We start from the raw sequence: 22844 nt of genomic DNA, 5'->3' as shown, positions 1-22844 counted from the left end.
GGAGTCCGCCGGTGGTCAGAGGCCGTCGTCCTCCAGGCGGAACCCCACCTTCAGCCCGACCTGGTAGTGCTCGATGTCTCCGTCGACGATATGGCCGCGTACCTCGGTCACCTGGAACCAGTCCAGCCCCCGCAGCGTCCGGGCGGCCCGGCCGACGCCGTTGCGGATGGCGTCGTCGACACCCTCGTGGGAGGTGCCGACGATCTCGGTGACCCGGTAGGTGTGATGGGACATGGGCGCTCTCCTCTGCACATCTGCACGCGTCATGAGTGTCGCGGTGTCCCTCCACCGTGCCCCAGGGCACGGCGGTCCGCGAGACGACGACCCCCGGCACTTCCGGACAAGGTGCCGGGGCCGAACGTGTGAGCGGCGGCCCCCGGCGGCCCGCTCCCCCCGCGGCGCGGGGGCCGGTGTGTGCCGGGGGCCGGATCAGACCGCCGTGGCGAGGGAGAGCGCGAACCTGCCCTCGCCGTCGGTCCACCAGTGGGCCAACTCCATTCCGGCCACGGCCAGTTCGTCCCGTACCCGGTCCTGACGGAACTTCGCCGACACCTCCGTACGTACCTCCTCGCCCGCCTCGAAGTGCACCACCAGATCCAGTTCGGGGATCTTCACGGCGAGCGCCCGGCGCGCCCGTAGCCGCATCTCGATCCACTCCTCCTCCCGGTCCCAGCGCGCCACATGCTCGAAGTCGTCGGGGTCGAAGTCCGCGCCCAGCTCCCGGTTGATGACGCCGAGCACGTTCTTGTTGAACTCGGCCGTCACACCGGCCGTGTCGTCGTACGCCCTGACCAGCACGGATTCGTCCTTCACCAGATCCGTGCCGAGCAGCAGCGAGTCACCGGGGGCCAGCAGCGCCCGGACGGAGGCCAGGAACTCCGCGCGTTCCGGGGGCAGCAGATTGCCGATCGTCCCGCCGAGGAACGCGACCAGCCGGGGCCCCGGAGTGCTGGGCAGCACCAGGCTCGCCGTGAAGTCGGCGATGAGCGCGTGCACGTGGAGTCCGGGCCGCTCGGCCAGCAGCGATTCGGCGGCCCCGGTCAGCGCGCTCTCGCTCACATCGACCGGTACGTAATGGGCCAGTCCGGTCACCTCCATCAACTCGTCCAGCAGATGGCGGGTCTTGTCGGACGACCCGGACCCCAGCTCGATCAGGGCGCGGGCCCCGGTCACCGCCGCGATCCGGGGCGCGCGGGTGAGCAGGATCTCCCGCTCGGCGCGGGTCGGGTAGTACTCGGGGAGTCTGGTGATCTCCTCGAACAGCTCACTGCCCCGGGCGTCGTAGAACCACTTCGGGGGCAGCACCTTGGGGGTGCGGGTCAGTCCCTGGAGCACATCGGCGCGCAGCGCCGCTCCGGTGGCGTCCTCGGGCAGGGTGCGGGTCAGCTGGAACGGGCTCACGCGGAGGGCTCCTTGAGAGGGGTCAGCAGGACATCACCGCTGGTCGCCATGAGGAGTGTGCGGTCGGGAACCTCGCGCCAGCGTGGATCGTCGTCGTACGGCTCCGACGCCACCACCGTGGATCCGGCGGCGGGCGTCCCTCCGGTGAGGTACCACAGGGAGTCGCCCCAGGCGGTCGCCGCGATCCGCGCGCCGTCGACGGCCAGCAGATTGAGCCGGGAGGCGGGCGAGGCCACGGCGATGTCGAACACCGTCTCGGCCAGCGCGGAACCCAGCTCGGTCCCGCTCCGCAGCCGGTGCAGCAGCAGCGCCCACACCAGCGCGGAATCGCTGCGGGCGGGCAGCGCGAGCAGTTCCTCGGCGGGCAGGGACGCGGCGAGCGGGGCGAGCGTGCCCGGCCAGCCGCCGACCGAACCGTTGTGGCTGAACAGCCACGGCCCGGCGGCGAACGGCAGCGCCGCCGCCTCCCCGTCCGCCCCCGGGAGCGTGGCGTCCCGCACGGCCGCCAGCAGCGCGCGGGTACGCACCACCCGGGCCAGATCGGTCAGCCCGAGGTCGGCCCAGATGGGCGCCTGGCGTCGGTAGCGCGCGGGCACCGGATCGTCCTCGGCGTACCAACCAACGCCAAAACCATCGGCGTTGACTGTTCCGTACCGCTGTCGGCGGGGTGCCCAGGACTGCCGGTACAGCCCGTGCTCCGGGGCGAGGATCAGCTCGCTGATCGTCACCGGCGGTCCCAGATAGGCGAGATGGCGGCACATTAGATCACTTCGTGGGCAAGGGCGCTGCGCGCGGTGCGGAAACCGGAGAAGATCTGCCGGCGCACCGGCAGGTCCCAGTTGCGGAACGTGCCCCGGCAGGCCACCGCGTCGACCGCGAACGAACCACCGCGCAGCACCTTGTGCGCACCGCCGAAGAACACTTCCGAGTACTCGCGGTACGGGAAGGCCCGGAACCCCGGATAGGGCAGGAAGTCGCTGGACGTCCACTCCCAGACGTCCCCGATCAACTGCCGTACCCCCAGCGGCGAAGCGCCGTCCGGATAGCTGCCCGCGGGGGCGGGCCGCAGATGGCGCTGGCCGAGGTTGGCCCGCTCCGCCGTCGCCTCGCCGTCGCCCCACGGATGGCGCAGCGACCGGCCCGAGACGGGGTCGTGGCGGGCGGCCTTCTCCCACTCCTCCTCGCTCGGCAGCCGCCGCCCGGCCCATCGGGCATAGGCATCGGCCTCGTACCAGCTGACATGGAGCACCGGCTCGTCCACCGGGACCGGCTCCGGTGTGCCGAACCGGCGGCGCAGCCACTGGCCGCCGTCGCGCCGCCAGAACAGCGGTGCGCCGATGGAGTGTTCCCGGATCTGCGCCCAGCCCTCGGGCGCCCACCAGCGCTCGTCCGTATAGCCGCCGTCCTCGATGAAGTGCTGGTAGGCGCCGTTGGTCACCGGCACCGTGTCGATGTGGAACGCGGGCACGAGCCGCTGGTGCGCGGGGCGTTCGTTGTCCAGCGCCCAGGGCTCGGTGGAGGTGCCCATGGTGAACGGCCCCGCCGGGACGAGGACTTCGGCGGGCAGCCCGGTGGTGTCCCCGGCGGGCGGCGGGGGAGCGGTCAGCGCGGCGGGGCCCCGGCGCAGCTGGTGGGTGATGAGCATCGTCTCGTCGTGCTGCTGCTCGTGCTGGGCGATCATCCCGAAGGCGAAGCCCGCGTCCAGCAGCGGTCCGCCGCGCAGTGGGGTGCGTTCGATGACATCGAGGACCCGGCCGCGTACCTCGGAGGCGTAGGCCCGCGCCTCGGCGGGCGGCAGCAGGGGCAGTGTGGGCCGCGCCGACCGGGGATGCTCGAAGGCGTCGTACACGGAGTCGATCTCGGGCCGCATCGCCTCCCGGCCCGCGACGGTCCGCAGGAGCCACTGCTCCTCCTGGTTGCCGATATGGGCCAGGTCCCACACCAGCGGGGACATCAGCGGCGAGTGCTGTGCGGTCAGGTCGTGGTCGTCGACGCAGGAGGTCAGCAGGGCGGTGCGGGCCCGCGCCCTGGTCAGCGCGTCGATCGCGCGCCCGCGGAGCTGTTCGGCGGACGCGTCGGCGGAGCTGTCGACCGTCCCGGCGGTCGAGGCGGGGTCGGTCATGCGCGCAGATCCTTCCCAAAGGTGTTTCCGGTGGCGCTCCCGCTGCTCCCGGCGGTGTTTCCAGCGGTGTTTTCGGGGTCGCGTAAGCACAGATCGTCGGCCGGACAGCGCCCCGGCACGACATAACGCTCGGTGTACGCGGCGACCGCTTCCCGTACGGCGCTGCTTGCCCCGATCCGTACCAACGCCTCCTGAGCGGTGGCGAAGCAGACGAGCGCGGCGGCGTGCAGCTCGGGGTCGGCCAGGCCGTACCGCGCCGCGTTGGTCCACAGCGGGTTGTGCGGGGCGGCCACCGGCCCCGCGGTCTCGGTGAGTGCCTTGAGCGCGCGGTAGACGGTCTCCGACGCCTCCGGGTCGTCGAACAGCGCGGTGGTGACCGCGAGCGGCACCATCCAGCCGTCCTCGCCCGGCTGCGCGTCGATCATCCGCAGTTCGAGATGGCCGCGCGGGCGCACGGGCGGGAAGAGCGTCGTCAGGTGGTAGTCGAGATCGGCGCGGACCGGCGGACGCGGCGCGCCCGTGCGGATCCACTCCCGGAAGGTCAGACCGTCCCCCGGGACGGTCCAGGGCCCCTCGGACGCCCGGACACACATCACCGGGGTGTCCAGGGCGTGCGCGGCCCAGGCCGCGCGCGGCTCGCGCAGCGCGGGTGGCGCGGCGGTGCGCGGCGGGTCCAGCTCGGCCCACAACGCCTGCCGGGTGGAGCGCCAGCCGGTCTGACCACCCTCCCGCATGGGGGAGTTGGCGAACGCGGCGACCAGCACCGCGCCCAGCAGATGCGCGAGATGCCAGCGTCGGCTGTAACCGAGCGGCCCCGGCTCCTCGTGGCCCGCGTCCAGACAGACCTGGATGGAGGCGGTGGACCGCATCATGGCGCGGCCCGAGGGGCCGATCCGGTCGAGATAGGTCTCCATGGCGTCGTAGCGGGGCTCCCGCAGCATGCGCTGCGGGCAGCTCCAGGGGTCCTGCCCGAACCCCGCGAGCGCGAGTCCCGCCTCGCCCAGGACCGGGCGTACGGCGGCCAGGTCGGCGGCGGTGGAGTCGATACACTCCATCAGCGACCCGGCGGGGGCCGAGCTGAGTTCGAGCTGACCGCCGGGCTCGAACGTGAGCGCCGACCGGAGGCGCAGCCGCCGCAGCCGCTCGAAGGCCGCTTCGCGGCGGTCGGCCGGGACCGCTGTCCCGGGTGCGCGCAGATCGTGGACGAGCCATTCCAGTTCTACGCCCACGGTGCGGGGCGGGCCGGTTTTGAAACAGATACCGCGCAGCAGATCCTCGGCGTCGTGCTCGCCGAGAGGCGCTCCCTCATCGGTGAAACCGTCGGACGGCATGGCTGGATCCTCCTGTCGAAGACCATGACCGGGCTCCGTCCCGTCAGTTACGGGGCGGAGGTCTTTGTCCAACCTAAAGCCCTGTACGAGGCTTCGCACAAGGGTGCGCCAGGAGGCCGCCCCCTGTTCGGATAACCGGTTGTTCCCGGAACCGCCGTTCACGCAGGATTCATGTATGAGCGCACGGCTGCGGGGAATCGCGAAGGAAACAGAGGCGATCGTCCGAACGGGCGGCTACCGCGCGCGCACCGGCCGTGACGTGCTCATCCGCGCCGCCGTGGACGCCGCCGTCGCGGGCACCACGCTGTACGGACCCGATCCGCTCCCCGGTGTTCCCGCCGCGCCCGGGAGGGCGGCCCCGACCCGGATCGAGGTCACCGGAGAGTCCGGCCTCGGCGCCGCGAGGCGGCTGACGGCGGCGGCCCCCGGCCCGGTGGCCGTCCTCTGCTTCGCCTCCGCGCGCAACCCCGGCGGCGGCTATCTCAACGGCGCACAGGCCCAGGAAGAAGCGCTCTGCCGGTCCTCGGCGCTCTACACCACGTTGCTCAGCGTGCCCGAGTTCTACGCCCACCACCGCGCCGACCGCAGCCCGTTCTACACCGACCGCGTGGTGTGTTCCCCCGCTGTGCCGGTCTTCCGGGACGACCGGGGGCGGCTGCTCGACACGCCGTACAGTGTCGGGTTTCTCACCTCGCCCGCGCCCAACGCGGGCGTGATCGCGCGCACCGCCCCCGACCTGGCCCCTCTGATCCCCGCCGCGCTCGCCTCCCGGGCCCAGCGGGTGCTGGAGACGGCCGTGGTCCGCGGTTACCGCCGGCTGGTGCTGGGCGCCTGGGGCTGCGGGGTCTTCATGAACGACCCGGCGGCCGTCGCGGAGGTCTTCCGCGCCCAGCTCACCGGGGGCGGCCGGTTCGCGGGCCACTTCGACGAGACGGTGTTCGCGGTGCTGGACCGCACGGCGGGCGCGACCACCCGGGGCGCGTTCCACCGGGTGCTCGCGGGAGAGCCGGTGCGCTGACGACCGGTGCGCCGACGGCCGGTGCGCGCCGACGGCCGGTGCGCCGCTGGGGAGGGGCCCGGTCGTCGGCGTACCCCTCCCGTACGGGCTACTTCCAGCCGTACAGCTCCTTGAGCCGGTTCACGACCAGGTTGAACCGCCCCCGGTCCAGGGCGCACGCCTCGCGGCGCATGCCCTGCTCGTGCAGGCGCAGGACGCGATCCACGTCCACCCAGGACTCGCGGCCCTCCCGGTCCCACGGGCCCACCCCGATCGCCACCCACTCGCGGTCCCCGTCGTGCCGCTTGCTGGACAGCTGTACGGCGAGCAGTGTGCCGCCCTCCTCACGGGCCACCACCAGCACCGGACGGTCCTTGCCGCGCCCGTCGTTCTCCTCGAACGGCACCCAGGTCCAGACGATCTCACCGGGGTCGGGGTCGCCGTCGTGCTCCGGGGCGTACGAGGTGCGGACCCGGCCCACGGCGCGGGGATCGGCCTCGGTCGTGGCGCTCGGGCCGCCACGGCCGGGAAAGTCGGAATCGGCGCCGCTGTCGCGACCACTGTCGTTGCCGCCGCCGGCACGGGAAAGGGACGTCATCCGCACGAGGGTAGAGCGTCCCGATCATGACCCGCCGCCCGGGTCCACCCGCCGGGACAGGACGGCGCGACATGCGCCACTCCGACCCTATGACTAGCGTCGGAGTATGACTAACGTGCCGCAGCGCTTCGAGATACTGCTGGTCGCCGCGTTCACCGAGGGAGACGAATCACCGCCCACCTCGGAGCACGCGCTGCGCTCGGCCGTCGTCGAGGCCACGGGCGAGACCGGGGAGTCCGGCTATCCGCGCTATGTGGGCGACGGGATGGAGGCGGACATCGACCCCCGGACCCGCACCGTGGAAGCGCTGCTGATCGACGGCTTCGAACTCGACTACGGCCTGTCCGTACGGGTGGTCACCGCGGACTGAGACCGCCGCGCCCACGGGTCACTTCTTCTCCTGGGCCTTCGCGGCCTCCGCGACCGACGCCCGGACCTCGTCCATGTCCAGCGCGCGGGCCTGCCCGATCACATCCTCCAGCGCCGCCTCGGGCAGCGCGCCGGGCTGAGCGAACACCGCCACATTCTCCCGGACGATCATCAGCGTCGGGATGGAACGGATCTCGAACGCGGCGGCCAGCTCCTGCTGCGCCTCCGTGTCGACCTTCGCGAAGACCAGGTCCGGGTGACGCTCCGCGGCCTTCTCGTACACCGGGGCGAACTGGCGGCACGGACCGCACCAGGAGGCCCAGAAATCGATCAGGACGAAGTCGTTCTCCGACACCGTCCGGTCGAAGTTCTCCTTGGTGAGTTCCACAGTGGCCATGTCCTGGTACCTCTTCTTCCTGCGCTCCGGGTGGCGGACGCCTGCGACAACGGTCCGCGCCGACGCCGTATTCCTGTCCCCCTGCCACCCGGTCCGTGTGGCCGTGCGGACCCCGCCGCACCAGACTGTTCGCATGACGGACGCCATGGACGCGAGCGAGTACGACGTAGTGGTGCTGGGCGCGGGACCGGTCGGGGAGAACGTCGCGGACCGGGCCAGGGCCGCCGGACTGACCACGGCGGTCGTGGAGAGCGAACTGGTCGGCGGCGAGTGCTCGTACTGGGCGTGCATGCCCAGCAAGGCCCTGCTGCGCCCGGTGATCGCCCGCGCCGAGGCACGCGGGGTGCCGGGGCTGAGCACCGCCGCGCGCGGCCCGCTGGACACCGCCGCCGTGCTCGCCCACCGTGACTCCTTCACCTCGCACTGGAAGGACGACGGCCAGGTCCGGTGGCTCGACTCCATCGGAGCCCGCCTGTACCGGGGACACGGCAGGCTGGACGGTACGAAGCGGGTCACCGTCACCGGCCCCGGCGGTGACCGGCGGCTGCTGACCGCCCGGCACGCGGTCGCGGTGTGTACGGGAAGCCGCGCCGTCCTGCCCGAGCTGCCGGGGCTCGCCGACGCGGGCGTCTGGACCAGCCGCGAGGCGACCAGCGCCCCGAGCGCCCCCGGCCGGCTCGTGGTCGTCGGCGGGGGTGTGGTCGGCGTGGAGATGGCCACGGCCTGGCGCGCGCTCGGCTCCGAGGTGACCCTGCTGGTACGCGGCGGGGGACTGCTCCCCCGGATGGAGCCGTTCGCCGGTGAGCTGGTGGCCCGGACCCTGACGGAGGCCGGAGCCACGGTCCGTACCGGCGTATCGGTCGCGGAGGTACGGCGCGCGGGCGCCGGCGGACCGGTGACCGTCGTCCTGGCGGACGGTGGGCGAGTCGAGGCGGACGAGGTGCTCTTCGCCACCGGCCGGGCGCCCCGTACGGACGATCTCGGGCTCGGCTCCGTCGGCCTGGAGCCGGGCTCCTGGCTCACCGTCGACGACGGCTGCCGGGTCGAGGGCAGCGACTGGCTCTACGCGGTCGGGGACGTCAACCACCGCGCCCTCCTGACCCATCAGGGCAAGTACCAGGCCCGTATCGCCGGAGCCGCCATCACGGCCAGGGCGCGGGGAGAGCGGACGACGGACAGCGCGTGGAGCGCGCACACCGCCACGGCCGACCACGCGGCCGTCCCCCAGGTCGTCTTCACCGACCCGGAGGTCGCCTCGGTCGGACTCACCCTCGCCGAGGCCGAGTCGGCGGGCCACCGCGTCCGCGCGGTCGACTACGACCTGTCGGGCGTCGCGGGCGCCTCCCTCTACCGGGACGGCTACCGGGGCCACGCCCGGATGGTCGTCGACCTGGACGAGGAGATCCTGCGCGGGGTCACCTTCGCGGGGCCCGCCGTCGGCGAGATGCTGCACTCCGCGACGGTCGCGGTGGTCGCGCGGGTGCCGGTCGACCGGCTGTGGCACGCCGTTCCGGCCTATCCCACGATCAGCGAGGTGTGGCTGCGGCTGCTGGAGACCTACCGGGACACCCGGTCCGGTACGGAGTGAACACGGCGGGGCCGGTGGGCGCGCACGGCGCTCCACCGGCCCCGGGGCGGTGTGTCCCCCGTGGGCCCCGGCCGTGGGGCCAACCGGCCTTGTTCGGGCGCCCGTTCGGTGTCCGGGCGCTGCGTTCGGCGCTGGGGGTGCTGTTCGGTATGGGGTGCCGTTCGGCGTTGAGCGACTGTTCCGTGTGGGGCGGTTGTTCAGTCGTCCTTCTTGGCGTCGCTGTCACCGAGACCTTCGAGGAAGTCCTTGGCCTTCTCGACACCGGTATCGATCTTGTCGCTGTACTTGCCGTCCGTCTTGTCGTCGATCACATCGGCGACCTTCTCCAGCCCCTGGCCGATCGCCTCGCCGTGCTCCTCGGCGAGGTCCAGCGCCTTGTCCTTGAGTTCCTTGAGCCTGTCCAGCATGGTCTCTCCCGTATCCGCGAACCCGCCCCCGTTCAGCACGGAATCATACCGAGACGGCCCGGGATCCGGTCTTCCGCGGCTCCACGGCCAGAGCCAGGGTGACCGCCACGGAGAGCACCGCGCTCACGGCCATCGCCGTCGCGGGCGACGACAGTTCGGCGACCGCGCCCGCGAACGCGGCGCCCAGCCCCTGGCAGGTGAGCATCCCGGAGGAGTGCAGCCCGAGAGCGTGACCGCTCAACTCGTCCGGCGTCAGGGACATCAGCCGCTCCTGGAGCAGCAGGGACGCCGAGTAGCCGACCGAGGCGAGCGCGACGGCCGCCAGCGCGAGCGGCAGCGCGGGACGCAGCGCGAGCAGCAGATACGGGACGGCCAGCAGCAGCCGCAGCGGGACATCGAGCCGCGCTCTGAACCGCCGCGGGAGGAACCGTCCGGTCAGGGTGTCCCCGGCCAGCATGCCGAGGGCGGCGCACGCGAACAGGATCCCCGAGTGCTCCGGGTCGTAGGGGACGAACAGCGACTCGCAGCCGACGATCAGGCCGTTGGGCACCCACAGGGCGAGATAGACCCGGCGCCGGGGCCCGCTGGACCACAGCAGCGCGTTGGTGCGCCAGGTGACGGACACCGAGGGACGCCCGGTGGCGCGCGGCGGCCGAGGGCCAAGACCCCACCGCGCGACGGCCGCGGCGATGACGTAGAGGGCGGCGGCCACCAGCAGGGTGCCGCGCGGCGACAGTACGGTCACCAGCGCGCCGCCGACCCGCGAACCCGCAGATCTGGGTGGTGCCCACGGCCATCCCGATGGTGGAGCGGCCCAGCAGGAACCCCTCCCGGGGGAGGATCTCGCTCAGCAGGCCGTACCGCACCCCGCCACCCAGCGCGGCGACCGCCCCGAGCCCCAGCAGGAGGGCGAAGGCGGCCCACACCGGTAGTCCCGGGAGCGCCTGGGCGGCGGTGCCGAGGGCGAAGAGCAGCGCCAGCCCGGTCGTCGCCGCGCGTGGCGGGACCCGGTCCGCCGCCGACAGCAGGGTGGCCGCGCCGATCACCTGGGCGAGCGCCGTGCCGAACATGGCGAGGGCGGAGAGCAGCGGGGACCCGGTCGACCGGTAGACCAGTGTGCCCAGGGCCAGACCGCTCACGGTCTGGGCCGCCACATTCTGCTCGACGCGCGGCTGATACGACGACGGCGGGCCGGACGTTCCGTGCTCTACTACCGGACGTCCACCGGGGAGGCGCTGGTACGGGCCCAACAGGAGAGCTGAGAGGGCAAAAGCCGCGCCCTGGTGGAACTTTGGGCATAGAGATCGTGTGGGACCAGCTCTGATATAACGTGACAATGAGCGAATTCATCGATGGTGACACACTGCTGAGTGTGCTGCTGGACGCGGCCGACGAGGTGCCCGAGCAGATCATCGTGCACGTCCGGGACGACGGCGCCGAACGCGTGGTCACCCTGCGTGAGTTGCGCGACGAGTCGCTGCGGGTGGCCGGTGGATTCCTCGCGGCCGGGGTGGCGCCCGGCACCCCCGTACCCCTGCTCGCGGACCGTGGCGACGGCTTCCAGCCGCTGTTCTGGGGGGCGCTCGCGGCCGGTCTCGTACCGGTACCCCTGGCGGGGCGCGCGCGGCTGGTCCTGCCGGTGTGGGAGCTGCTCGGCCGCCCGCCCGTCGCCACTGACGCGGGGGCCGCGTCCGTTCTCGACGAACTACCTTCAGAAGTACGTCACTTGAGACTGGCGGAGCTACGGGAGAGCGGTATCCCGGACACACTCCCCGAGCGGGTGGCACACGACATCGCGTTCCTCCAGTTCTCCTCCGGAAGTACCGGCTCCCCCAAGGGGGTTGAGCTGACCCACGCCGGAGTGCTCGCCAATCTGCGGCAGATACGGACCGCCGCGGCCCTCACCCCGGACGATGTGGTGGCGAGCTGGATGCCGTACTTCCACGACATGGGGCTCATCGGCACCCACCTCGCCCCGCTCTCGGCGCGCGCCAAACAGGTCAGAATCGAACCACTGGCCTTCGCCAAACGGCCGCTGACGTGGTTCGACACGGCGTCGCGGCACCGGGCCACCCTGCTCTCCGCCGCGAACTTCGCTCTGGCCCTCGCCGTCCGGCGGGTCCCGGACGAGGCGCTCGCCCGGCTCGATCTCTCCTCCGTACGGATGCTCCTGGTGGGCGCCGAGCCGATCGCGCCCACGGTCTGGCGCGACTTCGCCCGCAAGACCCGGCCCGCCGGACTGGCCGCCGGCGCCCCGCAGCCTGTCTACGGCCTCGCCGAAGCCACCCTCGCGGTCGCCTTCCCGCCGCCCGGGGAGATCGCCGTCCCTCTCGTCCTCGACCGGGCGGCGCTCGCGCGCGGCCGGGCCGTGGACGCCGCGCCGGGCACGACGGCGGTCGAGCTGATGGACGTCGGCCGGCCGGTGCCCGGCTGTACGGTACGGATCGTCGACGCCCGCCGGAAACCGCTGGGCGATCGCCGGGTCGGGCATATCGAGGTCGCGGGACCCCAGGTGGCGCGCGGCTACCACGGGCTGCCCGCCGAGACCGCCGACGCGTTCGCGGACGGCTGGCTGCGCACCGGTGATCTGGGGTTCCTGCGCGACGGGCGGCTCTGTGTGACGGGCCGTCACAAGGACGTCCTCTTCCTCAACGGCCGCACCTTCCATGCCCCGGACCTCGAAGCGGTCGCGGCGGCCACCCCCGGACTGCCGCCGGGCACCACGGCGGTCATCGGCTCCACCGATCCGCTGACCGGGACCGAGCGTGTGGTGGTCTTCGCGCAGTGGGCACGGCCGCCGCGCGCCACGGTGGACGGTGTGCTGGACGAGGTGGCCGCCCGGGTGCGCGAGGTCCTCGCCCACGACGAGGTACGGGTGCTGCCGCTCGCACCGGGCGCGTTCCCCCGGACGACGAGCGGCAAGATCCGGCGGCAGCTGCTGCGGACGCGCTTCGAGGCGGGCGCCTACGGCGAGGGCGTACGGCGGGCGGTGCGCAGCGACGGGGACACGGGGCGGGCTCCGTCACCGTCGTCGATCCTGGCGCCGTTTTCCGTTCCCGTACCAGGGCCGCCGCGCTCGCGCCGGGATGCCGAGGAGACCGTACGGCGGGTCTGGGCGCGGGCGTTGGAGCTGTCGGGGAGCGCGATCGGCGCACATGACCGGTTCCTCGCCCTGGGCGGTTCGTCGCTCAGGGCGATGCGGGTGCTGGGCGAGTTGGAGGACGCCTTCGGGACCGCCCTGCCGCCCGCCGTCCTGCGCGACCACGACACGGTCGCCGCGCTCGCGGACCACCTCCTCGGCCGGGCCGCTGCCGGGGGTTCCGTCCGCGCCTCCGCCTCGGACGCCGTACCGGACCAGGGTGTACGGGAGCGCCGGGGCGCCCTCGCGATCACCGCCGTGGCCTGCCGATTCCCCGGCGCCGACACCCCGGAGGCGTTCTGGGACCTCCTGGCCGGGGGCCGTGACGCCGTCACCCCGGTGCCCCCGGACCGATGGGCGGTGCCCGGCGACACGGCCGTGCGGTGGGGCGCCTTCCTCGACGACCCGACGGGCTTCGACGCGGACCTCTTCGGCATCGACGCCCGGGAGGCCGGGGCGATCGACCCCCAGGCGAGGATCTTCCTCGAACTCGCCCACGAGGCCCTGGAGCGCGCGGGATACGCGGGCCCCCGCCGGGCCGGACGCCGGATCGGTGTGTTCGCGGCGGTCGGCGACAGTGGATACCGGGAACTGCTGGAGGAACAGAGAGGGCGGGTACTGGGGACGGGCGAGGCGGGCGGGGACGTACCGGAACTGGAACGCCAGCGGGGCCAGGGCGTACTGCCGGGAACGGGTGGGCCGGGTCGGGGTGTGCCGGGGACGGGCGAGGCGGGCGGGTACGTACCGGAACTGGAACGCCAGCGGGGCCAGGGCGTACTGCCGGGAACGGGTGGGCCGGGTCGGGGTGTGCCGGGGACGGGCGAGGCGGGTCGGGGTGTGCCGGGTCCGGCCGCTTTCGCGCTCACCGGCAATCTGCCCGGACTCGTCGCCGCCCGGGTCTCGCACGCCCTGGACCTGGACGGCCCGGCACTCGCTGTCGACACGGCCTGCTCCTCGGCCCTGGTCGCCCTGCATCTGGCGCGCCGCTCGATCGAGGACGGCGAGTGTGACCTCGCTGTCGTGGGCGGGGTCAACCTCCATCTCACCCCGGCCGGTCACCGCCATCTGGAGGCCGTCGGGGCACTGTCACCGACCGGGCGCTCCCGTGCTTTCAGCGCGACGGCGGACGGCTTCGTCCCCGGTGAGGGCGGCGCCGCTCTCGTCCTGACCGCACTCGACGACGCGCGCCGGGCGGGCGACCCCGTGCTCGCCCTGTTGCGCGGTACGGCGGTCAACAACGACGGCCGGTCGCTGAGCCTGACGGCACCGAACCCACTGCGCCAGCGCGAGGTGATCGCGCGGGCCTACCGGGAGGCGGGGGTCGACCCCGGCGTTGTGTCCTATGTGGAGGCCCATGGGACCGGTACGGCGATCGGTGACCCGATCGAGCTGAAGTCGCTCGCCCACGCCTTCCCGCCGCGCGCGGACGGCCGGCCGCGGCTGCTCGGCTCGGTCAAGACCAACCTGGGCCATCTGCTCAACGCGGCCGGAATGCCCGGCCTGCTGAAGGTAGTACTGGCCCTGGGGAAAAGGCAGTTGCCCGCCTCCCTGCATCACGTGCCACTCTCGCCCGGACCCGCTGCGGCGGGCTTCGCGGTGGTCGCCGAGCACCGCGACTGGGACGCCCCGGACGCTTCGGACGGCCCGCTGGTCGCCGGGGTCAACGCGTTCGGCTTCGGCGGCACCAACGCGCACGCCATCCTCGAAGAGGCCCCGGAGCCCCCGCCCTCCCCGTCGCCCCCGCGCCCCGGCCCGCATCTGCTCACGCTCTCGGCACACACCGCTCCCGCGCTGCGCGCCGCCGCGTCCGGACTCGCCGCCCGGCTGAGCACACACCCCGCACTCGACGAGGGCGATGTCTGCGCCACCGCCAACACCGCAAGGGACGACGCCCCCTACCGGCTCGCCGTTGTGGCGGACGGCGATCTGGCCGTACGGCTCGAAGCGTCAACGGAGGCTGACTTCAAGCACGTTGGGGCCGCTGCCAGGACCGTTTTCCTCCTGCCCGGCCAGGGTGCGCCCGGCCCGGGACAGAGCCGTGCCCTGTACGGGACGGCCCCGGTGTTCCGGGACACACTCGACGAGGCGTCCGCGCGGGTGGGCCCCGTGTGCGGGCGCGCCCTCACTGACTGGGCGCTGGACCCGGACGCGGCGGCCGAGGCGCTTTCCCGTACGGAGGTGGCGCAGCCCCTGCTCGTGGCGTTCGGTGTCGGGCTCGCCCGCCAACTGGGCGCCTGGGGGGTGCGGCCGGACGCGGTCGCGGGACACAGCGTCGGCGAGATCGCGGCGGCGTGTGTCGCCGGTGTGCTGGACCTCGGCGACGCCGTAGGGTTCGCCGCCGAGCGCGGCCGGCTCATGGCCGGACTCACCGCGCCGGGCGCGATGGCCGCCGTACGCGGTGGGGAGGAGGCCGTCGCCGGTGTGCTGGCCGCGTCGGACGGCGCGCTGTCGGTGGCCGCGCTGAACGGCCCGGACCAGGTGGTGATCGCGGGCGGGCCGGAAGCGGTCGCCGTGGCCGTCGCGAAGCTGGCCGCCGAGGGTGTCACCGCCCGCGTGCTCCCCGTGGCGTACGCGTTCCACTCGCCCCTGATGCGCCCGGTGCTCGCCCCGCTCGCCGTCGCGGCCCGCGCTCTGGTCCTCCGTGCCCCCGCGATACCGCTGATGAGCACGGTCACGGCCGAGTGGCAGCCGGCGCCGGACGCGGAGTATCTGCGGGAGCACGCGGTGCGGCCGGTACGGTTCGGCGCCGCCGTGGAGCGGATGCTCGACGCGGGATACGGCGCCTTTCTCGAACTCGGCGGCGGAGCAACGCTGTTGGGGCCAGTGCGCGCCGTCGCGGCGGCGACCGGCCGGGCGGCCCCGGTATCGCTCTCCGCCGCGCTGCCCCGGGACGCGGAGGGCTCCACCGGAGCGCGGGCGCTGCTGGAGACGGTGGGTCGGCTGTGGACCCACGGTGTGCCCGTGGACCGTACGGGGACAGTGGGGACCGGCGCCGCCAGCGGTGCGGTACGGGCACGGGTCGCCCTGCCCGTCTACCCGCTCCAGCACCGGAGTTACCGGCCAGGGGAGCCGGACCGGCGACCGCTGCTGCACCGTCTGCTCTGGCGGGGGGAGGCTCCGGCCGCGGCGACCGGCGAAGGCCCGCGCGGGATCCGGCTGCTGGGCCCGGACACACCGCTCCTGCGCGCACTCGCCGGACGGCTCACCGCGCGGGGCGTCCCGGTGCTACGGGACGGCGCCCCGGCGGCACCCGGCGATCCCGCGCCGGACACGGCGGTGCCCGGTGACATCGACACGGTGGTACTGATCGCCGGACCGGCCGCCGGGCTCGACTCGGTGGCCGCGCTGGACACGGCACAGCACACCGCGCTGGCACACTTCCACCGGATCGGACAGCTGACGGCCGAGATCCGTCCCGCCCGGCTGCTCGTGGTCACCGAGGATGTCCACGCCACCGGCGCCGACCGCGAACGGCTCTGCCCCGCACAGGCGTTGCTCACCGGGCTCGCTCTCGCCCTGCCGGAGGAGCACCCCGGACTCGCGGCGGCGAGCGTCGACCTCTCCTCGCTGGACACCGTGGCCGACCGCCTCGATGCCCTGGACCATGAGCTGAACACACCGGCGGTCCCCGGTCCCACGGTCACGCTCGCCTGGCGCGCGGGGCGCCGGCTCATCCGTACCCCGGTGGCGGTGGCGTCCGGCGAAGCCGAGTACGCGACGGCTTCGCCGGACGCCGACGGCGCGTATCTGATCACCGGCGGCCGCGGTGGGATCGGCACCGCGCTCGCCCGCGATCTGGCGGGGCGGGGCAGGCCCACGCTCATCCTCGCGGGAAGGTCCCCCGAGCCGCCCGCAGGGCTGCTCGCCGAACTCGGCGCGCTCGGCGCCTCGGTGCGCTACCGCGCGGCCGATGTGTCCTGCGAGGCGGACCTCGACGCGCTCCTGGCGGACCTGCCGCCCCTCGACGCGGTGTTCCACGCGGCGGGTGTGGTGCGCCCCGGCACCCTGCGTACGAAGACACCGCAGGAGATGGCCGGGGTCCTCGCCGCCAAGACCCGGGGCACCCTTCTGCTCTCCCTGGCCCTGCGACGCCACGGCCACCGCCCCGCCGTGTGCGTGGCGTTCTCCTCGATCGCCTCGGCCCTGCCCGGTCTGGCCGGGGGGCTCGGCGACTACGCGGCGGGCAACGCCTTCCTCGACGCCTTCGCCGCCGCCGAACGGGCGGCGGGCAGGCCGTGGCAGTCCCTGAACTTCGCCGCGCTCACCGGGACGGGACTGACCGAGGGGGCAACGGTACGGCAGGCCGTCGCCGCCCGGGGGATCGCGCCGCTCACCACCGGGGACGCGCTGACGGCCCTGCGCACGGCACACGGCATTGACGCGGCCCAACTGCTGGTCGCCGAACTGCTGCCGGTGTCCGCCCCCTCCCCGGCGGTGCCTCCGCGAAGTCCGGTGGGTGTCTCGCCGAGCCCGGTGGAGCCTCCGCGAACTTTCCCCACTCCAGGGCAGGTTGTGTCCGGAGTCGCGGAGGTGGTGCGCCGGCTGCTGGCGGTGGCGCTGGATCGTACCCCCGGCTCCGTCCCCGACGACGAGCCGTTCCTCGCCATGGGGCTCGACTCGCTGGCCGCCGTCGACCTCGTCAAGCAGCTCGAACGACAGCTCGAACTGCCGCTCCCGGCAACGCTCTTCTTCGAGTACCGGACCATCCGCGAGCTGGCCGCCCATATCGAGGGCGCCATCGCGAACGGACCGGACCCGGTGGCCATCACCGGCCCGGTGGCGGCGGACCCGGCGACGCCGTTCCCGCTCACCCCCGTGCAACTCGCCTTCCACGCCAACGGCAGACTGCACCCGGACGTCGGCTCCTACGGGTATGTACGGCAGACGGTCACCGGCCCCCTCGACGCCGAACTGCTCGGGGAGGCCCTGGCCCTCCTCGCGGAACGCCATCCGATGCTCCGTATACGTATCCGTCCCGCGCCGGACGGCGACGGCCCCCGGCAGTCCGTCGTACCGGCCGGGCCCGTCTCCGACTGGTACGAAGTGCGCGACCTCGGTACGGAGGGCGGCGGGCCCGAGGAGCGGCTGTGCGCGCTCGAAGAGGCCCTGTGCAACCGGCCGTTCGACCTCGCGGCCGAGCCACCGGTCCGCGCGGTGCTCGTCCGGGAGAGCGGCGGCCCCGCCCATCTCGTCCTGGTGATCCACCACGCGGCCGGTGACGGATACAGCCTCAATGTCCTCGGCGAGGAGCTGTGGCAGGTCTACACCGCGCTCGCCCGGGGCCGTACACCGGAACTGCCCCCGATTCAAACGGACTTCGCCGCGTACGCGGAGGCGTCCCGGGCCGAACGGTCCGCGCCCGCTTTTACGGCGGACCTGCGCTACTGGCGCGAAGCCCTGGCCGCACGGGACGCGGAGGCCCGGCTGCCCTACGACGGAGACCCGGACACACCGCCCGCGCCGCCGCTCGTCTCCCACCAGACGGCCATCGACGCCGCGCTCACCGCCGCGCTCCGGAAACACGCCGCCGCGCACGGTGTGTCACTGTTCCATCTGATGCTCGCCGCGTACGCACACTCGCTGGTCCGCTGGAGCGGACAGCGCACTCTCACCGTCAATGTCGCCCGCGCCCGCCGCGAGACACGGCTGACCGGTGTCGAACGGCTCGTCGGCCCGCTCGCCGACACCCTGCCGCTGTTCATCGAGGCCGGCCCCGGCGAACCGGTGCGGGCGCTGGCCGAGCGGCTGCGACCGCTCTGGCTGGAGAGCGAGCGACACGCGACCCCCGGCAGCCTCGATCTGGCCCGGCTCCTGCCCACCGACCGGCGCGGACCGCGCACGGCGGGCCAGGTGGGCTTCAGCTTCGCCCACTTCCCCACCACGGACACCGCCGACCGCCCGGTGACGGTACGGTCCACCGCGGCCGGTACCGCCTCCGCCGCGACGCGGCTGTCGCTGCTGTGCTGGGAGGACGGGGCGACACTGCGCTTCTCCTGGAACTTCCCCGCCACCCTCTTCGACCGGGGGGCCGTGGCCCGACTGGCCGGTGAACACCTTGCGGAACTAGCCGAGTTGGGCACACAGGAACCCCGTCCCGTACGGGCGCGCGGTATCGCGGAGCGGCTGGGCGACCGGTTCCGCGCGACCCCCGACGCGGTCGCGGTCGACACTGGCGGTGGCTCTGGCACCGGTATCGGTGCCGGCGGGGGCACGGGCGCCACCCTGACCTACGCCGCGCTCGACCGGGCCTCCGCCGCGCTCGCCGCCCGGCTCCGCTCCCGGGGGGTGAGCGCCGGGGACCTCGTCGGGCTGCTCACCGAACAGGGCGCCGACACCGTCGTCGGTGTCGTCGGGATCCTGCGTGCCGGCGCGGGCTGGGTGCCCATGGACGCGGGCCATCCCCCCGCCCGGCTGGCCGACCAGCTCCGACGCACCGGAGCCCGTACCGTCGTCTGCCACCCGGCGACGCGCACCACGGCCGAGGCGGTCACCGGTGCCGTACCATTGGCTCTCGACGACCCCACCCTCGACCAACTGACTTACAGTGAAGAAGAGTTGGGCCCGGTAGGTGCGCCGGACCCCGATGCGGTCGCCTATGTCATCTTCACCTCGGGCTCCACCGGCCGCCCCAAGGCGGTGCCCATCACCCACCGGTCCCTGGAGAACTATCTCGACTGGGCGCTGGACACCTTCGGCTACCGCGCGGGCGACCGCCTCGCACAGACCGCGGCGGTGTGTTTCGACGCCTCGGTACGCCAACTGCTCGCCCCGCTGCTCGTCGGCGCCACGGTGGTGACCGTACCCCGTGACCTGGTACGCGACCCCGAACTCCTGCTGGACCATGTCGAGCGGGCCGGGATCACCGTGTGGAGTTCGGTGCCGACTCTGTGGGAGCGGCTGCTCGCCGCCGCCGAGGCGCGGGTACGCGAAGGTCTGGCGCGCCCCGATCTGTCGGCGCTGCGCTGGATCCATGTCGGCGGGGAGGCGCTGCCGGCCGGTCATGTCCGGCGCTGGTTCGACCTGTTCGGCGCCGGACAGCGGATCGCCAATCTGTACGGGCCGACCGAGGCCACCATCAACGCGACCTGTCACCTCATCGACGCCCGCCCCGGCGACGACGTACTCCGACTGCCGATCGGCCGCCCGCTCACCGGCACCCGGGTGGTGGTAGTGGACGAGCGCGGACGAGCCTGCGCCCCGGGCGAGCCCGGCGAACTGTTCATCGCGGGAACGGGGTTGACCCCAGGCTATCTCGGGGAGCCGGCGCTCACGGCCGCCGCCTTCACGGAGCGGGACGGTGCGCGCTGGTACCGCAGTGGGGACCGGGTCCGGCACACCGCCGACGGCACACTGGAGTTCCTCGGCCGCCTCGACGACCAGCTGAAGATCCGTGGCCACCGGGTGGAACCCGGCGAGATCGAGGCGGTTCTCCAGACCCACCCCGGTGTCGCGCGCGCGGTGGTCGTCCACCGGGACAACCGGCTGACGGCCTATGTCGAGCCCCGGCACCACACCCCCGCCCCCGATCCGGCCGCGCTGCGCGCCCATCTCTCCGCCGTCCTGCCGGACTACATGCTCCCCGCCCGCATCGAGTCGCTGGACCTTCTGCCACTCACCGGCACCGGCAAGGTCGACCGCCGCCAACTCGCCCCCACCACTGGCACTGACGCAGGGAGTGCACGGTCCGGTAGGGGGACGGCACCGGCGACCCCGACCGAATCGCTGCTGGCCCGGATCTGGGGCGCTCTGCTGGACGTTCCCGACGTGTGCGGGGAGGACGATTTCTTCGCCCTCGGCGGCGATTCCCTCCTGGTCCTGGAGGTGTTCGCGCGGCTGGAGAAGGAGATCACGGTCCTGCCCCGGCCCACCGTCATCTACACGCACGGCACACTCGCCGCGCTCGCGGCGGCGATCGACGGAGCCGGTCCCCCGGACGTCCGGGACCCGGCACCGTACCCGAACACGGACGCGTCCGAGGGCGGTTGGCCCTCGCCGTACCCACTCACCCCCACCCAACGAGGCTTCCTGCTCGCGGACGCCCTCGCACCCGAGGGCGACACCGGCTGGCTGGCCCGGCTGCGGCTGCGGGGAACACTGCGGCCCGGCGACTTCCAGGGCGCGGTCGACGCACTGGTCGCACACCACCCCATGCTGCGCACCGTCTTCCCCGCCGGTGCCCGGCCACCGGTCCAGCAGGAACTGCCGCCCTCGATGCGGCTCCCGGTCGACTTCGAGACGCTCAGCACACCCGCTCTGCTGGACGAGCGGGTCGCCGAGGAGCGGCGGCGGCGCTTCGAGTCGTGGACCTGGCCGCTGCTGCGGCTGCGCGTCCTGACCGTCGCACCGGACGAGCATGTGCTCGTCGTCCACGCACACCACCTCATCGGGGACGGCTACAGCGCGGCGCTGTTCGGACGCGAACTGCTGGCGGCGTACGACCGTTTGGGCCGTGGCGAGCCCGCCGCGCCGCCGCCGTCGCGCACCACGTTCCGCGACTACGCCGCCCTGCTCGAACGCCCGCTGTCCGCAAGGGCCGTGGACCCGGCCGCCGACGCCCGGCAGGCCCGCCTCGACGCTCCGTACCGGCCACCGGTGCTGCGTACGGACGAGGGCACCCCCGGCCACAACGGCGGTTTCACCCTGGACGTACGGCGGACCGCCGGGCTGCGCCGGTCGGCGGCCGTAGCCGGGGCGACGCTGTACGCGCCGGTGCTCACCGCGTACTACCGGGCGTTGACCGGACTCACCGGACGGCAGGATCTGGTGCTGGGGCTCGCGGTCACCGGGCGGGAGGTGCCGCTGCCGGACGTGAACCGGCTGTTCGGCCCGTTGGCCACGGCCGTGGCGCTGCGCCCGGCTGCCCCCGGCACGGACGAAGCGCCGGGGAAGCGAAGGGACTTCGACGCCGACTGCCGCCGCATCATCGCCGAGGTCGCCGCCGCCAGGACCCAGGAGAGCGCCGGACCGCGGCTGCCCAGCGGTCTGCCGCTGTCCGCGCAGTTCTTCTTCACGTTCCTGGACTTCTCCGCGCTGGACGCGGTCCGCCCGGAGCCGGACGGACCGTCCGCCGGCACACTGACGCTGTCCTGGGACGACGGGGACACCGAACTCGCACCGCCTCCGCTCGGCACCGATGTGTTCCTCGCGGCCCGCCCCACCACCGACGGCGGTCTGCGGATCACCCTGCGGACGGCGGCGGGAACCCTCACCCCGGAGGCGTTCGCCGCTCTCCTGGACACACTGAGACACCAGCTCGACCCGGTGGCGGGCACCGGCCCGGACCGGAAGAAGAACCAGGCCCTGGACGCCGCGCTTGTCGGCTATCTGCCGTCCCCGGACCAACTGGCCCGGCTCGCCGGGCTTCCGGCGGGGGCGCTGCCGCGTGAGGAGTTGCGTTCCGCGCTCTTCCCGGACGCGGAACCCCGGCTGCTGGAGGAGATGACCACTTCGCTGGGCCGGTCCGGGTTCGTCTGCCTTCCGCTGTTCGCCGACGAACTCCTGGCGGGGGAGGCCCTCGCCGGTCACACCGCGCGGGCGGTGGCACACGCCGCGTCGCTCGGCGCGCGGTGTGTGTCCCTGGCGGGCATGATCCCCGCGCTGACCGGCTACGGCTTCGGTGTGCTGCGGGCGGCGGGACCGGGGACGGCGGTCACCACCGGGCACGCGGCGACCGCCGTGTCCGTCGTCAGGACCGTCCACGCCGCGCTGGACGCCACCGGCCGCCGACTGGGCGAGCTGGCCGTGGCCGTGGTGGGTCTCGGGTCCATCGGCAGCTCGTCCCTGGAGCTGCTGCTGTCGCTGGCCCCCGCGCCGCCGTACCGGCTGCTGCTCTGCGATGTCGCGGGCAGTGGGCCACGACTGAAGGCGCTGGCCGAGGAGTTGCGCGCCCGGGGGCTGGCGGGCGCGGTGGAGACGCGGGAGTCCGATCCGGGTCTGCCCGCCGCCGTGTACGGGGCGGATCTCGTCATCACGGCGGTCAGTGGGGGAGGGGCGCTCCTCGACATCGACGGGCTGCGGCCCGGCACAATTGTCGTCGACGACTCGTTCCCGCACTGTTTCGACACGGCGCGCGCGATCGACCGGATGCGGAGTCGGCGCGATGTCCTCGTGGTGGGCGGCGGCCTGTTCGCCCTCGATGACACCGAGCGGCAGGTGGCCGACGGGCTTCCCGCACAGGCCGCCGCCGGATACGAGGCGCGGTCGTGGCTGCCCGGCACGATCGCCTCCTGTCGGGTGGAGTCCCTGCTGCGCGCCACCGATGCCCAACTACCCCTGGTCCATGGGCTGGTAGACGGGACGGTAGCGCACACGTACTGGCACGCGCTGGAGGCCGCGGGGGTACGGGCGGCGCCGCTGCATCTGCTCGATCACGTCGTCGGCCCCGAAGAGATGAAGGATTTCGGAACAGGCTCCTCCCTTGACCCGCACGACTCTTGACTACTCGTCAGTAGGCGACGCTATGTTGTGCCCATGGCGACCAGTGGCGCGGCTGCGG

At 73.5% G+C, this 22844-nt stretch carries 12 protein-coding genes and 2 pseudogenes; 5 read left to right on the top strand and 9 right to left on the bottom strand.

Annotated features, from left to right (window positions below):
- Positions 1–15: 15 nt before the first annotated feature.
- The 5 genes from ACIP8W_RS21625 to egtA form a co-directional block, all read right to left on the bottom strand.
- Entirely contained in the window at positions 16–234 is a 219-nt protein-coding gene (locus ACIP8W_RS21625; RefSeq protein WP_401955804.1) for a dodecin, read from the bottom strand.
- Positions 235–429: 195 nt separating this feature from the next.
- Positions 430–1401 carry an L-histidine N(alpha)-methyltransferase gene (gene egtD / locus ACIP8W_RS21620; protein WP_401955805.1) on the bottom strand — a complete coding sequence of 324 codons (972 nt, stop codon included), beginning with the start codon at positions 1399–1401 and terminating at the stop codon, positions 430–432.
- A complete protein-coding gene (egtC, locus tag ACIP8W_RS21615) occupies positions 1398–2162 on the bottom strand; it encodes an ergothioneine biosynthesis protein EgtC (RefSeq protein ID WP_401955806.1) in 765 nt (254 codons plus the stop codon). The genes egtD and egtC overlap by 4 nt, the downstream gene beginning before the upstream one ends.
- Entirely contained in the window at positions 2162–3523 is a 1362-nt protein-coding gene (gene egtB / locus ACIP8W_RS21610) for an ergothioneine biosynthesis protein EgtB (RefSeq protein WP_401955807.1), read from the bottom strand. The genes egtC and egtB overlap by 1 nt, the downstream gene beginning before the upstream one ends.
- Positions 3520–4854: an ergothioneine biosynthesis glutamate--cysteine ligase EgtA gene (gene egtA / locus ACIP8W_RS21605; protein WP_402150538.1), complete on the bottom strand. Its 1335-nt coding sequence runs from the start codon at positions 4852–4854 to the stop codon at positions 3520–3522. Before egtA ends, egtB begins: the two co-directional genes overlap by 4 nt.
- Before the next feature lie 175 nt (positions 4855–5029).
- On the opposite strand from egtA, the gene ACIP8W_RS21600 reads away from it, so the two are divergent.
- Positions 5030–5872, top strand: coding sequence for a TIGR02452 family protein (locus tag ACIP8W_RS21600; protein ID WP_402204205.1), 843 nt, complete (start codon positions 5030–5032; stop codon positions 5870–5872).
- A gap of 88 nt (positions 5873–5960) precedes the next feature.
- On the opposite strand, the gene ACIP8W_RS21595 is transcribed toward ACIP8W_RS21600, so the two are convergent.
- A complete protein-coding gene (locus ACIP8W_RS21595; RefSeq protein ID WP_402204203.1) occupies positions 5961–6449 on the bottom strand; it encodes a type II toxin-antitoxin system PemK/MazF family toxin in 489 nt (162 codons plus the stop codon).
- A 106-nt stretch (positions 6450–6555) separates the two neighbouring features.
- Between ACIP8W_RS21595 and ACIP8W_RS21590 the strand changes: the two genes are divergently transcribed.
- On the top strand, positions 6556–6819 hold the full coding sequence (locus ACIP8W_RS21590) for a hypothetical protein (protein WP_401955811.1): 264 nt from the start codon (positions 6556–6558) through the stop codon (positions 6817–6819).
- An 18-nt stretch (positions 6820–6837) separates the two neighbouring features.
- Here the strand turns inward: ACIP8W_RS21590 and trxA are convergent, their stop codons facing one another.
- On the bottom strand, positions 6838–7215 hold the full coding sequence (gene trxA, locus ACIP8W_RS21585; RefSeq protein WP_402204200.1) for a thioredoxin: 378 nt from the start codon (positions 7213–7215) through the stop codon (positions 6838–6840).
- A 133-nt stretch (positions 7216–7348) separates the two neighbouring features.
- On the opposite strand from trxA, the gene ACIP8W_RS21580 reads away from it, so the two are divergent.
- Positions 7349–8803: a dihydrolipoyl dehydrogenase family protein gene (locus ACIP8W_RS21580; RefSeq protein ID WP_402150549.1), complete on the top strand. Its 1455-nt coding sequence runs from the start codon at positions 7349–7351 to the stop codon at positions 8801–8803.
- A 197-nt stretch (positions 8804–9000) separates the two neighbouring features.
- Here the strand turns inward: ACIP8W_RS21580 and ACIP8W_RS21575 are convergent, their stop codons facing one another.
- On the bottom strand, positions 9001–9210 hold the full coding sequence (locus tag ACIP8W_RS21575) for an antitoxin (protein WP_401955814.1): 210 nt from the start codon (positions 9208–9210) through the stop codon (positions 9001–9003).
- Positions 9211–9253: 43 nt separating this feature from the next.
- A pseudogene (locus tag ACIP8W_RS21570) lies at positions 9254–10364 on the bottom strand (MFS transporter).
- Between ACIP8W_RS21570 and ACIP8W_RS21565 the strand changes: the two are divergent.
- Both ACIP8W_RS21565 and ACIP8W_RS21560 read left to right on the top strand, forming a co-directional pair.
- Positions 10353–10472, top strand: a pseudogene (locus ACIP8W_RS21565) (transcriptional regulator); the annotation flags it as partial. The pseudogenes ACIP8W_RS21570 and ACIP8W_RS21565 sit on opposite strands and share 12 nt — an antisense overlap.
- A 74-nt stretch (positions 10473–10546) precedes the next feature.
- Positions 10547–22786 (top strand): amino acid adenylation domain-containing protein, encoded by a 12240-nt coding sequence (locus ACIP8W_RS21560; protein ID WP_402204198.1) that lies wholly within the window; start codon positions 10547–10549, stop codon positions 22784–22786.
- Positions 22787–22844: the final 58 nt, after the last annotated feature.

It is taken from the genome of Streptomyces sp. NPDC088554 (genome assembly GCF_044752945.1).
Lineage (GTDB): Bacteria > Actinomycetota > Actinomycetes > Streptomycetales > Streptomycetaceae > Streptomyces.
This window is presented reverse-complemented; position numbering and strand designations above follow the sequence as displayed.